Origin of the sequence: Brachybacterium avium, from assembly GCF_002216795.1 — a bacterium.
GTDB lineage: Bacteria > Actinomycetota > Actinomycetes > Actinomycetales > Dermabacteraceae > Brachybacterium > Brachybacterium avium.
Window position 1 is genome coordinate 830116 of record NZ_CP022316.1, and the last position, 13932, is coordinate 844047.

Genomic DNA, 13932 nt, shown 5'->3' on the forward strand with positions numbered 1-13932 from the left:
CGGTATTCGGGAGCCGATGTGCGCGCCTGGACCTGACGCGGCGCCCCCTCCCCAGCCACTTGGGCCTCTCTTCCCTCGTGACGGCGTCGGCCTGCCGGGCTACCGTGAGCGGATGATGAGCTTGCGCGTGCTCCAGATCGGGATGGATCCGAACATCATCGATTTTTCCCCCTGGCCAGGTCAGGATGCAGCCACGCTTCGCACCCGCATCGTGGCCGGCGAGGACGCTCTGCGCGGGACCGGCCTCGAGGTCGTCACCTGTCCCCTGTCGGGCGACGCCGACGCTGCGGAATCCGCAGTGGCGGCACATCTGGCCGACAGAGGATTCGACGTCATAGAGATCGGGGCCGGGCTGCGAACATCCCATGAATACACCCTGGTTTTCGAACGGGTCATCAACACCGTTGCGGCGCTCCAGCCGGGGGTCCCCGTGTGCTTCAACGACTCCCCGAGACGACGGTGGACGCCGTCCGCCGTGGTCTCGGATGGGACTGAGAGGAAGCCCCGACGTGTCGCCGGCGAGCGAACGTGCCCGCGACGGTCGGGGGTGCGGGCTCACGCCTCCAGCACGTAGCGCAGGGTCTCCACCACCTGGTCGGTGGTCGTGCACCAGGCCTGGGCCTCGGCGTCGACCTCCTTGAGCGGATGGATGATGTCCTCGTCATGGAGGGTCACGTAGGGCTTGCCCAGCGCGGCACAGTAGCCGGCATCGAACGCGGCGTTCCACTGCTTGTACTTGTCCCCGAAGCGCACCACCACCAGATCACTCTTCTCGATCAGGGTGCGGGTGCGGATGGCATTGACCTTCGAGGACTGGTGATCGCGCCAGAACTTGCTGTCGTTCTCGCCGAGATGGTCGCCGGCGGCGTCGCTGGCGGGGTGGTCGGTCACCGGCGCACTGAAGACCACATCGAGACCGGCGGCCTCCGCGCCGCGCTGGATCTCGTCACGCCACTCGGTATGGATCTCGCCGGAGAGATAGACGGAAAAACTCATGGTCAGGGCTCCTCACAGGGGGTCGGACGGGACTGCTGGTCTGGCGCACCATCCTAGACGTTCAGGAATGAGCCTCGGGGTTCGGTCCTCGAGCGTCCCGAACCGCGGACATCGCCTTCCGGGACTCGCCTCGGGCGCGGGCCATGACCCTGGAGGGAACAACTCGCCGGTGCCCGGCTGCGGTGGAAGAATGGTGGCCGTGAGCACCATTGCCGTCGTCGGCGCAGGAGTGATCGGGCAGACCTATGCGGGACTGCTGGCCGATGCCGGCCATGACGTGAGCATCGTCGCTCGCGGCCGACGTGCTGATCAGCTGCGTATGTCCGGGATCGTGCTCCACCGGGACGGCAGCACCACCCGGCCGAGGTGCCGCGTGGTGGACACGCTCGCCGAGGCACGGAACGCCGAGGTGGTGATGGTCGCCGTGCGCGGTGAACAGCTGCCCTCTGTGCAGGCCGAGGCTGCGGCGTCTCTGGCGCCGATCGTGGTGTGCATGTCCAACCCGCTCGGGCAGCGGGAGGCCTTCGAGCAGGACGTCGGTGCCGAACGCACGGTCTTCACCTTCTCCGGGATCGGTGGTCTCATCGCCGACGACGGCTCGGTCCACTACCACTCCGTGCGCCAGCAGCCCACAGTCGTCGACGCTGCGGCGAGTGCCGGGGCAGCCGTGGCAGAGCTGATGGGCACCACTGCACTCGCGGTGCACCGCGAACACCAGATGGCCTCATGGCTCGACACGCACAGCGTGTTCATCGCCGGCATCGGAGCGGCCGTGCTCACGACCGAGAACGGGGCACCGGGGGTCTCGCGCTCTCGCGAGCGGGCCCGCCAGATCGTGGGCGCCATCAGTGAGGCTTTCGACGCCCTCCAGGGGCACGGCGTCCCGATTCGACCAGCGGCCCTTCGCACCATCTTCGGGCGAGTTCCGACATGGTTCGCCGCCCGCTACTGGCAGCGCCAGTTCGGTGGACCGCTGGTGCAGGTGTCCATCGCGCCACATGTGCTGGCCACCAGATTTACGGAGTTTCCACAGGTGGCCGCCCACGCACTGAGCCTCGTCGGGCGAGATGCACCCCGGTTCCGCAGCCTGGTCATGCCATGCGCGTCGCCGGGCCACGAGGCCTGATCAGCTGGTTCGGGGTCTCAGCGGCGATCACGAGGGAGTGCTCATCCATGGCTCCGCTCTCTGGGCTCCGGCCAGGACGCCTTCGGCCGATTCGGCCCCAGCCGATGTTCACCGGCCTGCACCATGCCCGCGGCCCCCTGCGCGCAGGACAGCCGAGCGGCCCGTCCCAACACTCTTCGGTAGGCTCAGTTCGTGCACAGCGTCCTCAACATCTCCGCGTACCTGTTCACCCGGATCAGCGATCGCGAGCAGCTGCGCCCTGTCCTGCGCGCACGGGCAGAAGCAGCGGGTCTGAAGGGCACGATCCTCCTCGCGGAGGAGGGCATCAACCTGTTCCTCGCGGGTCATCCCGACGCAGTGCGCGCCTACGTCGATGAGCTGCGCGACGACCCCCGCTTCGCCGCTCTGTCGACGAAGGAGAGCTGGTCTGCCGAGCAACCGTTCCGCAAGATGCTCGTCAAGCTCAAGCGCGAGATCATCCGCATGGATCACCCGACGATCCGCCCTCTCGAAGACCGAGCGCCGGCGGTGGAGCCGGGCACCCTCAAGCGCTGGCTCGATCAGGGACACGACGATGACGGGCGCGACATCGTCATGCTCGACACGCGCAATGCGTTCGAGGTCGACTACGGCACCTTCGAGGGCGCGCTGGATTGGCGCATCACACGGTTCACGCATTTCCCGGAGGCGGCCTCCGCACACCGCGATGCGCTCGAGGGCAAGACCGTCGTGAGCTTCTGCACCGGTGGGATCCGCTGCGAGAAGGCCACGATCTACCTGCGCGAGGCAGGCATCGAAGCGCTTCAGCTCGAGGGCGGCATCCTGGGCTACTTCGAGCAGATCGGCCATGACCACTACGACGGGGAATGCTTCGTCTTCGATGAGCGCGAGGCGCTTGCGCCCGACCTCACGCCGCGAGCCATCACCACGGTGTAGCGCTCCAACGCAGGAGCACAGAGCCCGAAAAGCGGTACGGCGTACAGTCCATCACGGAGCTGACCCTGGTTCCCCGATGATGGGAGGCCGGATGCCCGGCACCGCTCGACCGCTCGCTGCCACCCCCGAACTCGCGTCGGGCGACGCCGCAACGGCCCCTCCTCTCCTCACCCTGGGACTGCTCGCCGGGTCGACGATGGAGAACGAACGACGACTTCCGCTGCATCCTCACCACCTGGACCGGATCGACGCCGACGTACGAGCACGGATGATCGTCGAACGCGGCTACGCCGCCGATTTCCAGCTGGAGCCCGGGTATATCGAATCAAGGGTGGGGCGCGTCGCCGACCGCGATGAGGTGATCGCCTCCGCGGACGTCCTGCTGCTGCCCAAGCCCCAGGCGGCGGATATCACCGCAATCCCGGAGGGCCGTGTCCTGTGGGGATGGCCCCACTGTGTGCAGGACGCGCAGATGACGCAGACCGCGATCGACCGTCGGCTCACCCTCATCGCCTTCGAAGCCATGAACCACTGGACCCGGCGGGGAGATTTCAGCCTGCATGTGCTGCACAAGAACAACGAGCTCGCCGGCTACTGCTCCGTGCTGCATGCGCTGAGCCTCAGGGGATCCACGGGTGACTACGGGCCACGGCTCAGCGCCGTCGTCATCGGTTTCGGGGCCACGGCCCGAGGAGCGGTCACCGCTCTGCAGGCGCAGGGGATCCACGACATCCAGGTCCTCACCCAGCGTGGGGCCTCGGCTGTCGGCTCCCCGATCCACAGCGCACACCTCACCCAGCTGAACACCGGCGACGGCCCCGTCCATCTCAGCACGGTGCTCACCGAGGACGGAGATGTCCTGCTCCCGGACTTCCTGGCCGCCCACGACATCGTCGTCAACTGCACGCTCCAGGACGTGGCGGCGCCCCTCACGTACCTGCGGACCCAGGATCTGGAGAGGTTTCCCGCAGGGAGGCTGATCATCGATGTCTCGTGCGACGAGGGGATGGGCTTCGAGTGGGCCAAGCCCACGGAGTTCGAGGATCCGATGTTCACCGTCGGGCAGGGAGTGAACTACTACGCCGTGGACCACAGCCCGTCCTATCTGTGGAACTCGGCCACCTGGGAGATCAGCGAGGCCCTCCTGCCCTTCCTCCGCACGGTGATGGAGGGACCGTCCGCCTGGATAGCGGATCAGACGATCGCCCGTGCGATCGAGATCCGCGACGGCGAGGTCAAGAATCCGAGCATCCTGGCGTTCCAGGGCCGAGGATCCGAGTACCCCCACCTGCGGACCGCCGAGGTGTTCTGAGCCTCGAACACAGGCGGCAGCACCGGGGCTGCATCGAGGCGTCGTTGTCGACTGCACCGGCATCCCCGCGCACCCGCTGATGCCGGGACCAATCCGTTCGTCCCGGCCCTCCGAACACAGGACGAGGCGCGTCGTCACGATCGCCTGAGGCGGCCAGCTCACGCTGACGGCCCCCCGCACTTGCCGGTCGACGGCAGCTCTGCTGCGCCGATCCCAGTCCTGAGGAGGTCGATCATCATTCTTCCCGCCCCGAACTCCAGCAGGGCCACTCACCCCGCACCGACCGCGGAACCGCTGCCGGGCTACCGCGCCGGCCGTCTCCACTCCGACCCCGACCATCTGACCGTGCTCTTCACGGACTTCGATGTCGCCGCCTACGGTCGCGAGGACCACGGGCGCATCCTCGTCGATGCCACAGCCGCCGCGATGGAGGACCTGTCGGAGGAGACCCGTGCCGATCTCGCGTTCCTCTGCCGTCTGGACAGCGCCGGATTATCGGAAGCGCGCGCTCTCCTGGCCACCTGGACCGCCAACGAGGCCCGGATCACGGCCTTCGTGGCGACCTGGGCGTTCGCCCGTCACCAGCTCGGTCGCGCCATGCGGGATCTGCTGGCCGCCACCGGGTCGCCGCTTCCCCCGCCCCGTCGGCGCTCTGCCGCCTCCCGCGTCCGCAGCGTGTATCTCGAGACGGTCATGCCGCTGCTCGCCCCTGTCTGGACGAATGCGGTGGGGGCGCCGGTGGTCGCCGGCCACATGGCGCGCCTGGCAGTCCAGGAAGAGGCGCTGCAGGCCGCCTACCGAGCGGTGCTGCCCCGGCTGCACGAGGAATCAGCGCGCGTCGTCCAGGAGATCCTCCGACGCCGAGAGCACAGTGCCCGCTTCTTCCGGCTCGAAGCGGAGGCCCGCATCTCCCGCTCACGGACCGAAGCGGTCACGGCACGCCGATATCTCGGCCGCGGGTGGGAGCCGCTGCGCGTGGTGGGTGTGGCCGATCCCGACGAATTCCGCGCCCTGACCAGCATCTTCCGCTCCCCCGACTCCCGCGCCGACCTCGCGCGCGCCACGTCGATCCTGCACGATCTGCTCCCGGCCCCGCGGCGCTCCCTGCGCATGTCGTCGAGCCGGATCCCTGGAAGGACCTCCCATGGCCTTTGATCTCGAACGCTTCACCGACACCTCCGAGCCGCTGCAGTGGGACGACCTCGATCTGACGGTGTTCCGCGAGCAGCCGCTGGATCCGCAGACCCTGCGCACCGTCCGGTATATGTGCGACGTCGAGTACCACACCACCTGTTTCCTGCGGGATCTGCTGGTCACTCCCTCCCATCGGGAGGAGGAATCGGCCGGGTTCATGACCACCTGGAATCGCGAGGAGTTCTGGCACGGAGAAGCACTGGCGGCCGTGCTGGCCGAGCACGGGATCATCGTCGACTACGACGAGGTGAAGGCCAAGCGGCTGGGACTCGGCTGGCAGCTCGCGCTGTCATCCGTGAAGCAGTCCGGCCTGGCGAACCTGGTGGGCCAGGACTTCGTCGCCGTGCACATGACCTGGGGAGTGGCCAACGAGCTCTCCGCCACTGCCGGGTACCGGCGCCTCGCCGAGATGACCGACAGCCCCACGCTGGCCGCCCTCGTCACGCGGATCGCTCAGCAGGAGACACGGCACGTCGCCTTCTACACGACCCAGGCACGGGCACGCCTGGAGAAGTCCGAGAAGGCGCGCAAGCTCGTCCGCCTGCTGCTGAGCAAAGCGTGGCGCCCGGTGGGCTCCGGGATCATGGAGGAGGACGAGGTCCGGCACGTCTTCGGGCACCTCTTCGGCGGCAAGCAGCACGAAGTCGACAAGCTCGATCAGCGCATGCAGCGGATCCCGGGCCTGGAAGGGCTCACGATCTTCGACCAGGCATTCCGCCGACTGGCCATCGCCTGAGACCTCCACCAGGATCGCGCTCGCCGGCGCCGACCGATCCCTCCCGTGCCCGGCACGAGCACGGGGCCGGCACCGACCTCGACCGCAACGCTAGGCTGGAGTGATGGCGACAGTACTGCTCGTGCGGCACGGCCGCACCACGGCCAATGCGACCGGCCTGCTGGCAGGTCGGACCCCCGGCGTCCACCTCGACGATCTCGGACGGGATCAGGCGGCGCTGACCGGCAAGAGGATCGCGGCCGTGCCCGTGGCCCGGGTGGTGACGAGCCCGCTCGAGCGCTGCGCGGAGACCGCCCGGGCCATCGTCGAGCAGCAGAGCGACGCACCGCCCTCGTCGGTCGACCCCGAGCTCACAGAGTGCGGTTACGGTCAGTGGCAGGGCCGTCAGCTCAGCGATCTCGCGACCGAGGAGCTGTGGCGGATCGTGCAGTCGCAGCCGTCCGCTGTCGTCTTCCCCGGCGGCGAGTCGATGGCCGGGATGCAGGCCAGGTCGGTGGCAGCGATCCGACGCCACGATGCCGCCGTCGAGGCCGAGCAGGGGCCGGGTGCGGTGTGGGTGGCGGTGAGCCACGGCGACATCATCAAGTCGGTCCTCGCCGACGCGCTGGGAATGCATCTGGACCTGTTCCAGCGGCTCGAGGTGGGGCCCGCCTCCGTGTCGATCGTGAGCTATGGCGCGAGCCGGCCGAGGGTCTGGGCGACCAACACGGACTGCGGTGATCTGTCCTGGCTCGCGAAGGACATCCCCTCCGGCGATGCAGCGGTGGGCGGCGGCGCCGGCACTCCCGCCACGGGCAGCCGGACGCCTAGGATCAGCACATGACCGACGCGCCTGCACATGTTCATGAGTTCGACTGGCCGGACCGGGTCGTCATCGGGACGCTCGGGCGCCCCGGGGCCCGCACGTTCTACCTGCAGGCGCGCGCCGGGGAGCAGATCCTGAGCATCGCCCTGGAGAAGGAGCAGTCTGCACTGCTCGCGCTGAAGATCGATGAGATCCTCGACCAGCTCATCGCCGTCGAGGGCAACCGCTACAGCGTCCCCACCAGCACTCCGGTCGAGCTCGTCGACAACGATCCGCTCGATGCCGTCCAGGAGCAGTTCCGCGCCGGGACCATCGGCATCGGCTGGGACCCCACCACGGCCCAGGTGATCATCGAGGCGCATCCCCTCCCCGCCGACGACGACGCGCTCGATCCAGGCGCTGCGGCGGGCTCCGAGATGCTGCGCGTGCGGATGCCGGTCGGCACTGCTCGGGCGTTCACCCAGCGCACCCGGGAGATCGTGGAGGCCGGGCGTCCCCTGTGCACGCTCTGCGGCCACCCCATGGACCCCGACGGCCATATCTGCACCCTTCCCGAGGACTGATGACCGCGACCGACCCGGCGACCGCCGAGCTGACGCTCACCGGCCGCATCACGACGGCGTCCAACGCGACGTTCCTCGGCAGCATCGACGGCGCGGCAGTGGTCTACAAGCCGGTGGCGGGCGAGGCCCCGCTCTGGGACTTCCCCGGCGGCACCCTGGCCGGCCGGGAGGTGGCCGCCTACCTGATCTCGCAGGCCCTCGGCTGGAACATCGTGCCGCGCACCTGGTTGCGCGACGGCCCGCTGGGCGAAGGGATGGTGCAGCTCTGGCAGGAGCCGGACCGCGCCCAGCGCGCCGTGGATCTGCTCGCGTCGGACCATCTTCCCGCGACGGGCTGGAGAAGCGTGCTCGAGGGCCTCGATCAGAGCGGGGAGCGGATCACCCTCGTCCATGAGGATTCGCCGGCCCTGCGACGCATGGCGGTGTTCGACGTGATCGTCAACAACGCCGATCGCAAAGGCGACCACATCCTCGCCATGGCCGACGGTCATCGGCACGGCGTCGATCACGGGCTCACCTTCCATCGCGACCCCAAGCTGCGCACCGTCCTCTGGGGATGGATGGGGGAGGCACTGACCGACGAGGAGTGCGAGGGCATCGACCGTGTCAGCGAAGGGCTGCACGGCGAGCTGGGCCGGCGCCTGAGGGAGCTGCTCAGCGCCGACGAGGTCGCCGCACTCGCCGCGCGCTGCGCCGCGCTGCGTGCGGACGGGCAGTTCCCGGCCCCGAGCGGCGCGATGCCGGCGGTGCCGTGGCCTCTGTTCTGAGGGGTGCGGGATCCTCCGGTGACGCCGGTGTGCTGCGTGAGCTCAGACGCCGAACCGGAACCTCACCACGTGCCCTCACGGAGGACGATCTGGTTCAGTAGTGGTAGCGGGCCTGAAGAATCACGAGGTCCTCGTCGTCCACGAGGTAGACCAGTCGGTGCTCATCGGTGATGCGCCGCGACCACGCACCCTGCGCTCCATACTTCAGCTGCTCGGGCTTGCCGATCCCGGAGAACGGTTCGCGCAGGCAAGCGTCGATGAGCGTGTTGATGCGCTTGAGGATCTTCCGGTCGGCGGTTTGCCAGTGCTTGTAGTCTTCCCAGGCCGACTCGTCCCAGACCAGACGCACTCAGGCTTCCTCGTCTGCGCGATCGAGGTCGTGGACCTCGACCTTTCCACCGCGGGCGCGGTCGTAGGCATCGAGCAGTCGGCGGGCGTTGGCCGGCGAGCGGAACAGGTATGCGGTCTCCTGCCACGCGGCGTACTCGTCCGCCGGCATGAGGACTGCGTTGCCCTTACGAGAGACGATCTCGACGGCTTCATGGTCCTCGTTCACCCGCTCTATGAGGGGGAACAGAGTCTTGCGTGCCTCGCTTGCACTGATGGACATGATGAGGACCTCCTCGCTCGGATCGATGGTACAACTATATGGTACCACTCGACACCAGCAGGTCGCCCAGTACACGGTGATCACGTCATGCCGAGAAGCTGAACTCCTCCAAGGGACTGACGCGCGCAGCGGAGACAGCCTGACGTGGCCTGCTTGCGCACCAGTCCCGCCGAACCGGGACTGGATTCACACGTTGAAGCGGAATTCCACCGAGTTCCGGCACGTAGGACCATCTGCAGTCAGCGACTACCAAGCCCGTCCGCGCAGGTCGATGTCGCCCTCCGGCCACAGCTCGAGCGGGGCGATTGGCCAGATGAAGATCGGCGGGCCGGGCTCGTCCACGACAGATTCGCCATCACGCCCGATCGACTTCTCGCGGGCATAGATCCGATGTCAACCACATGAAGCATAGAACGGGACGACTTGCTCTCGACAGCCCAGGTAGCCGAACGCGAGGTGGCCGCGATCGCGCATCGACTGCTCTGCCCACCCCATGAGTTCACCCCCGAGACGTATCCCTCTTGCGTCAGCGGAGATCAAGACACCGCCGACTCCCGCGATCGCGACGGTCTCCTAATCAACAGCGATCTCGCGGCGCGCCCATCCCACGTGGCCGACGACGCGACCTCCGATCCGCGCCATGACGTGGACATCATGTGACACGCAGCCGTAGGGCTGTTGCGGATCCCACTCTCCGAACTCCTTGAGATACTCGCTGTCGAAGAGCTGTCGAAGCTCACCCAGATCGGCCTCAGTGAGTTCCTGGTGGGCGAGGATCTTGATCGAATGATGCTTCACGAGTCGACATTCCACGGGTCCACCAGTTCGACGCCGGTGTGCTGGAAATCCTTCACATTGCGCGTAGCGCATATTGCTCCGTGCGCCAGGCAGATCGCGGCGATCTGCGCGTCGGCGGTACTGATCGGCGCTCCCGTGCTCTCTCGAGCCACGAGCACGTCGGCGTAGCGGTCGGCCGCCACGTCGTCGAACGGCAGCACAGCGCGGCCGCCCCGGTACGGCGCGAGCGCCGCGTCGATGCTCCTGGTCAGCTCATCCCTGCGCCGACCGTCCGGTAGCCGTCGCACACCCGCCAACAGTTCCGCGAGCGTGACGGAAGTAATCGCGACGTCGCCCTCCAGGGACGCGAGCCAGTCCACCACGCGTGGCTCAGGCAGCGGTCGAAAGATCTCCGAGATCACGTTCGTGTCGAGAATGATCACTCGAAGTCCACCGCCCGTGCGACGTCATCGCGCACAGGGATCGGCAGATCTTCGACTCCACCGACATCCTGCGCGGCAGCCAGTAGAGCGATTCCGATGTGCGGCCTGCGTGCAGCCTTGGTAAGGATGGCGCGAACCTCGGCTTCCATGGACCGACCGTGCTCCTTAGCCTGCGCGGCGAGTTGCTGTTTCACGGCGGCGTCGAGACCGCGGACGATGATGGATGACATCGGCGACCACCCCCTCTGATATCAATCATGATAGCAGCGTGCGCAGCAACCTTGCCAGAGGCGAGGACCCTCCGATACGACACTGCCCCGGTCCCCTCATGACGAGGCAACCGGGGCGATGCTCAGATAAACGATCGAGAGCGTTGATCACACGTTGAAGCGGAACTCCACCACGTCACCGTCGCGCATCACGTAGTCCTTACCCTCGATGCGCACCTTGCCCTTGGCCTTGGCCTCGGCCATGGAGCCGGCCTCGATGAGATGGTCGAAGGAGACGATCTCGGCCTTGATGAAGCCGCGCTCGAAGTCGGTGTGGATGACGCCGGCAGCCTGCGGCGCAGTGGCTCCCTTAGGGATGGTCCAGGCGCGGGATTCCTTGGGGCCGGCGGTGAGGTAGGTCTGCAGGCCCAGGGTGTCGAAGCCGACGCGGGCCAGCTGGGTGAGCCCGGATTCCTCCTGGCCGGTCGATTCGAGCATCTCTGCGGCCTCGTCGTCGTCGAGCTCGATCAGCTCGGACTCGAACTTCGCATCCAGGAAGATCGCCTCGGCCGGGGCGACCAGGTTCCGCAGCGCCTGCTGCGAGGCGGTGTCCGCGAGACCTTCCTCGTCGGTGTTGAACACGTAGATGAAGGGCTTGGCGGTCATCAGCTGCAGCTCGCGCAGTGCGGCCACGTCAATGCCGGCGCCCTCGGCACCCTGGTAGAGCGTTGTGCCGGTCTCCAGCAGCGCCTTCGCCTTGATGACGTTCGGCAGCACTGCGGAGTCGACCAGGCCGCGCTTGGTGTCCTTCTCCAGGCGCTGCATCGAGTTCTCGATGGTCTGGAGGTCGGCGAGGATCAGCTCGGTGGCGATGGTCTCCATATCGTCGGACGGCGAGACCGAGCCCTCCACCCTGGTCACGTCGGGATCGGCGAAGGCTCGGGTGACCTGGCAGATCGCGTCGGCCTCGCGGATGTTGGCGAGGAACTTGTTCCCCAGCCCCTCCCCTTCGCTGGCTCCCTTGACGATGCCGGCGATATCCACGAAGGACACCGTCGCCGGCAGCAGCTTCTGGCTGCCGAACACCGTCGCGAGCTCAGCGAGCCGCGGGTCGGGCAGCGGGACCACGCCGACGTTGGGATCGATCGTCGCGAACGGGTAGTTCGCAGCGAGGACCTCGGCGCGGGTCAGAGCGTTGAAGAGGGTGGACTTGCCGACGTTGGGCAGTCCCACGATTCCGATAGTTAGAGCCACGGGAGCTGATTCTACGGGACCCCGAGCAGCCGCACTGCTGGTCCATGGGTGATCTCGCAGACCCCGGCCGGATCAGGGCCTCGCGAGACCGGATCGCGTCCGATTCGGGCCCCGGAAGGCTCAGAGCCCGGCGGCCTCGGGGATAGCAGCATCGATCAGGTCGATCAGTCCGGCGCCGCTGAGCTCGCGCACCTCGGTGCTGCCCGGCAGTCCCTCCGGGGTGTCCATCGCGAGCACTGACTCGGAGGTGGCCATGATGCTCACCTGCACCCCTGCGCCCTCTGCGTCGGATGCGGTCATCACCGTCAGCGCGCGGGTATCGGCAAGCTGCTTCGCGATCGGCTCCGCCGGGTCCTCGAGCGAGGCTGTCGGCCCCTCGAAGACCGTCCCGTCCTTCGCGCCTGCCACCTGGGCCTGGTCGATATAGCGCGCCAGGCGCTTCGGCATCGCCGAGCGGGTGGGCACGCTGAAGTGGTGGAACCCGTCCGCGGTGACGAGCTCCTCCAGGAGCCCGCCCTCCGGGAACACGTACACGGTGATCGCCGTTGACTGCTCGGCCACGCGACGGGTGAGGTTCATCAGAGCGCGGGGCGCGCTGCGCAGCGTCATCAGCCCGGCCAAGGTCCGATCCAGCTGCGCGACCCGGGGCGCCGCTGGTGCGCCCGTCGAGAGTCGGTCGCCTTCGGTCTCCGTCTGGGTGTCATCGAGCGTGACGAGCCCGCGTGCGATCAGCGAGCGCAGGGCGATGGAGGCGGAGGCCTCCTCGGCGATCTCCAGCTGCTCGAGGAACGGGGAGCCCGTCATCTGGACGGCATCGCTGCCTCCGAGCGCGACGAGCTCCTCATCGGTGAGCACGGCCAGGATCGACGGGGAGTCCGTGGCTGCGGCGAGGATCTCGAACGCACCGGCGGCATCACGTTCGGTGAACAGGGCGGGGTTGCTCATGGCGGCATCCTAGGGGGAATCTCGAGCCTGCCGGAACGGCGGGCGGGGTGTATGCAGAGCGGATCAGCGGGTCACGCGGTCAGAACCCGAAGGCGTCCCCGAGCTTGCCCAGACCATCACTCACCGTGGAGGCGACGTTGTTGACCCCTTCGGAGACGGCGCTCGCGGCGTTGCCCACCGCGTCACTGACCGTCGAGGCGGTGTCCGCGGCGAAGTTCCCGACGTTTGAGACGGTATCCGCAGCGAAGTTCCCGACGGCTGAAGCGGCGTTGCCGACGGTGCTGGTGATGCCATCCCAGTTCTCGTAGACCAGCTTGCCGATGTCCATCCCAGCGGAGACGAGACCGACTCCCGCACCGATCGCGCCCAGCACGGGCGCTGCGGGGCCGGTGAACGGCGCGGCGATCAGCAGCGCGCCGCTGGCCGTGGAGAGGATGCCGCTGGTCCGGTCGTACCAGTTGTCAGCGGTCGCGGTCTGATGGATACCGAGGCCCAGGTCCAGGAAGGGCAGGGCCTTGCCGATGCCCTTGCCGGCCGTCTTGAGCCACGGGGCGACGTCATCGAGCTTGTTGAGGTGCTGCAGCGGTTCGAAGTTGCCGATCGATGAAGGGAGCCCCAGCTTCCCGAGCAGCTTCTCGGCCCCGGCCTGCCAGCCCTTGCCGCCCTTGAACAGCTCGTCGAGGTAGGACTGCTTCCACAGCCCTTCGAGGCCGTGCCGGGCGAGGTCCGCGATCTCATCTGTTGCGGAGGGGATCCTCGCGAGGTAATCGGCGAGCGACTTGATCCCCTTGTAGGTCTTCTGGCCCTTGTTCACCAGGTCCATGAGGAATCCCAGGGGGCTGAAGGGCTCCTCGGCCGTCCCCTGCCCGGTGCTGCCGTCGGAGCCGCCCTCTCCGCCTTCACTCGAGACCGCATCCTGCTCCTCGGCGTGCTCGCGCAGGTCCTGGACACGTCCGGTCAGCTCTTCTGAACGCAGCTGGAACAGGGTCGAGGCCCCGCTGGACCAGGACTCGCGGAAGCTCTCCGCATCGGTGCCGCGCCAGATCTCCTCGTTCATGACCAGCGGCTCCAGGGTGTCCCGGAGGCTGAGCAGCGCCTGCGCCTGCTGCGCCACGCGTTCGGAATGCGCGCGAAGCGCTTCGGTGTCCGCCCCCATGAAGCCGTTCATATCCACCCTCAGACTCGCCCGCCACGTGTATCGGGCGAGTCGAGCTCGCCCTTCGGCTCCACCGTAGGACGCAGCGGAGAGGAGCGCGATG

General features: G+C 67.7%; 18 protein-coding genes. 9 read left to right on the forward strand and 9 right to left on the reverse strand.

The window, feature by feature from the left end; translation table 11 throughout:
- Positions 1–112 precede the first annotated feature (112 nt).
- Positions 113–574, forward strand: a complete 462-nt coding sequence (locus CFK39_RS03740; RefSeq protein ID WP_089064333.1) for a hypothetical protein — start codon at positions 113–115, stop codon at positions 572–574.
- Here the strand turns inward: CFK39_RS03740 and CFK39_RS03745 are convergent.
- Positions 556–996 (reverse strand): YtoQ family protein, encoded by a 441-nt coding sequence (locus CFK39_RS03745; protein ID WP_089064334.1) that lies wholly within the window; start codon positions 994–996, stop codon positions 556–558. The two genes, CFK39_RS03740 and CFK39_RS03745, sit on opposite strands and share 19 nt — an antisense overlap.
- 199 nt (positions 997–1195) lie before the next feature.
- Here CFK39_RS03745 and CFK39_RS03750 point away from each other — a divergent pair, with 199 nt between their 5' ends.
- The 8 genes from CFK39_RS03750 to CFK39_RS03785 all read left to right on the forward strand — a co-directional run bounded on the left by CFK39_RS03750 (position 1196) and on the right by CFK39_RS03785 (position 8435).
- Complete coding sequence (locus CFK39_RS03750) at positions 1196–2122, forward strand: ketopantoate reductase family protein (RefSeq protein WP_157697050.1); 927 nt, start codon at positions 1196–1198, stop codon at positions 2120–2122.
- A 192-nt stretch (positions 2123–2314) separates the two neighbouring features.
- On the forward strand, positions 2315–3058 hold the full coding sequence (locus CFK39_RS03755; protein WP_089064336.1) for a sulfurtransferase: 744 nt from the start codon (positions 2315–2317) through the stop codon (positions 3056–3058).
- 91 nt (positions 3059–3149) lie between these two features.
- Entirely contained in the window at positions 3150–4370 is a 1221-nt protein-coding gene (locus CFK39_RS03760; RefSeq protein WP_089064337.1) for a N(5)-(carboxyethyl)ornithine synthase, read from the forward strand.
- A gap of 345 nt (positions 4371–4715) precedes the next feature.
- Positions 4716–5525 carry a hypothetical protein gene (locus CFK39_RS03765; RefSeq protein WP_157697052.1) on the forward strand — a complete coding sequence of 270 codons (810 nt, stop codon included), beginning with the start codon at positions 4716–4718 and terminating at the stop codon, positions 5523–5525.
- The gene (locus CFK39_RS03770) at positions 5515–6300 is read left to right on the forward strand and encodes a ferritin-like domain-containing protein (protein ID WP_089064339.1); all 786 of its coding nucleotides are present in this window, start codon (positions 5515–5517) and stop codon (positions 6298–6300) included. Before CFK39_RS03765 ends, CFK39_RS03770 begins: the two co-directional genes overlap by 11 nt.
- A 103-nt stretch (positions 6301–6403) precedes the next feature.
- On the forward strand, positions 6404–7123 hold the full coding sequence (locus CFK39_RS03775; protein ID WP_172805638.1) for a histidine phosphatase family protein: 720 nt from the start codon (positions 6404–6406) through the stop codon (positions 7121–7123).
- Positions 7120–7668, forward strand: a complete 549-nt coding sequence (locus CFK39_RS03780; protein WP_089064340.1) for a DUF3090 domain-containing protein — start codon at positions 7120–7122, stop codon at positions 7666–7668. The genes CFK39_RS03775 and CFK39_RS03780 overlap by 4 nt, the downstream gene beginning before the upstream one ends.
- Positions 7668–8435: an SCO1664 family protein gene (locus tag CFK39_RS03785; protein ID WP_089064341.1), complete on the forward strand. Its 768-nt coding sequence runs from the start codon at positions 7668–7670 to the stop codon at positions 8433–8435. Before CFK39_RS03780 ends, CFK39_RS03785 begins: the two co-directional genes overlap by 1 nt.
- Before the next feature lie 94 nt (positions 8436–8529).
- Here CFK39_RS03785 and CFK39_RS03790 read toward each other — a convergent pair whose 3' ends face one another.
- The 8 genes from CFK39_RS03790 to CFK39_RS03825 all read right to left on the reverse strand — a co-directional run bounded on the left by CFK39_RS03790 (position 8530) and on the right by CFK39_RS03825 (position 13841).
- Positions 8530–8784: a Txe/YoeB family addiction module toxin gene (locus CFK39_RS03790; RefSeq protein WP_089064342.1), complete on the reverse strand. Its 255-nt coding sequence runs from the start codon at positions 8782–8784 to the stop codon at positions 8530–8532.
- Positions 8785–9045 carry a type II toxin-antitoxin system Phd/YefM family antitoxin gene (locus CFK39_RS03795; protein ID WP_089064343.1) on the reverse strand — a complete coding sequence of 87 codons (261 nt, stop codon included), beginning with the start codon at positions 9043–9045 and terminating at the stop codon, positions 8785–8787. It abuts the gene before it with no gap.
- 573 nt (positions 9046–9618) lie between these two features.
- Complete coding sequence (locus tag CFK39_RS16665) at positions 9619–9843, reverse strand: hypothetical protein (RefSeq protein WP_245822891.1); 225 nt, start codon at positions 9841–9843, stop codon at positions 9619–9621.
- Positions 9840–10265: a type II toxin-antitoxin system VapC family toxin gene (locus tag CFK39_RS03805; RefSeq protein WP_089064344.1), complete on the reverse strand. Its 426-nt coding sequence runs from the start codon at positions 10263–10265 to the stop codon at positions 9840–9842. Before CFK39_RS03805 ends, CFK39_RS16665 begins: the two co-directional genes overlap by 4 nt.
- Positions 10262–10495 (reverse strand): FitA-like ribbon-helix-helix domain-containing protein, encoded by a 234-nt coding sequence (locus tag CFK39_RS03810; protein ID WP_089064345.1) that lies wholly within the window; start codon positions 10493–10495, stop codon positions 10262–10264. The genes CFK39_RS03805 and CFK39_RS03810 overlap by 4 nt, the downstream gene beginning before the upstream one ends.
- A 147-nt stretch (positions 10496–10642) precedes the next feature.
- Positions 10643–11728, reverse strand: coding sequence for a redox-regulated ATPase YchF (gene ychF / locus CFK39_RS03815; RefSeq protein WP_089064346.1), 1086 nt, complete (start codon positions 11726–11728; stop codon positions 10643–10645).
- 120 nt (positions 11729–11848) lie between these two features.
- On the reverse strand, positions 11849–12673 hold the full coding sequence (locus CFK39_RS03820; protein WP_089064347.1) for a hypothetical protein: 825 nt from the start codon (positions 12671–12673) through the stop codon (positions 11849–11851).
- A 79-nt stretch (positions 12674–12752) separates the two neighbouring features.
- Positions 12753–13841, reverse strand: a complete 1089-nt coding sequence (locus CFK39_RS03825) for a hypothetical protein (protein ID WP_089064348.1) — start codon at positions 13839–13841, stop codon at positions 12753–12755.
- Positions 13842–13932: the final 91 nt, after the last annotated feature.

Coding starts and splice junctions, on each gene's coding strand:
- CFK39_RS03740 (WP_089064333.1), top strand. CDS start 113: ATGATGAGCTTGCGCGTGCTCCAGATCGGGATGGATCCGAACATCATC.
- CFK39_RS03745 (WP_089064334.1), bottom strand. CDS start 996: ATGAGTTTTTCCGTCTATCTCTCCGGCGAGATCCATACCGAGTGGCGT.
- CFK39_RS03760 (WP_089064337.1), top strand. CDS start 3,150: ATGCCCGGCACCGCTCGACCGCTCGCTGCCACCCCCGAACTCGCGTCG.
- CFK39_RS03770 (WP_089064339.1), top strand. CDS start 5,515: ATGGCCTTTGATCTCGAACGCTTCACCGACACCTCCGAGCCGCTGCAG.
- CFK39_RS03775 (WP_172805638.1), top strand. CDS start 6,404: ATGGCGACAGTACTGCTCGTGCGGCACGGCCGCACCACGGCCAATGCG.
- CFK39_RS03780 (WP_089064340.1), top strand. CDS start 7,120: ATGACCGACGCGCCTGCACATGTTCATGAGTTCGACTGGCCGGACCGG.
- CFK39_RS03785 (WP_089064341.1), top strand. CDS start 7,668: ATGACCGCGACCGACCCGGCGACCGCCGAGCTGACGCTCACCGGCCGC.
- CFK39_RS03795 (WP_089064343.1), bottom strand. CDS start 9,045: ATGTCCATCAGTGCAAGCGAGGCACGCAAGACTCTGTTCCCCCTCATA.
- CFK39_RS03810 (WP_089064345.1), bottom strand. CDS start 10,495: ATGTCATCCATCATCGTCCGCGGTCTCGACGCCGCCGTGAAACAGCAA.
- CFK39_RS03820 (WP_089064347.1), bottom strand. CDS start 12,673: ATGAGCAACCCCGCCCTGTTCACCGAACGTGATGCCGCCGGTGCGTTC.
- CFK39_RS03825 (WP_089064348.1), bottom strand. CDS start 13,841: ATGAACGGCTTCATGGGGGCGGACACCGAAGCGCTTCGCGCGCATTCC.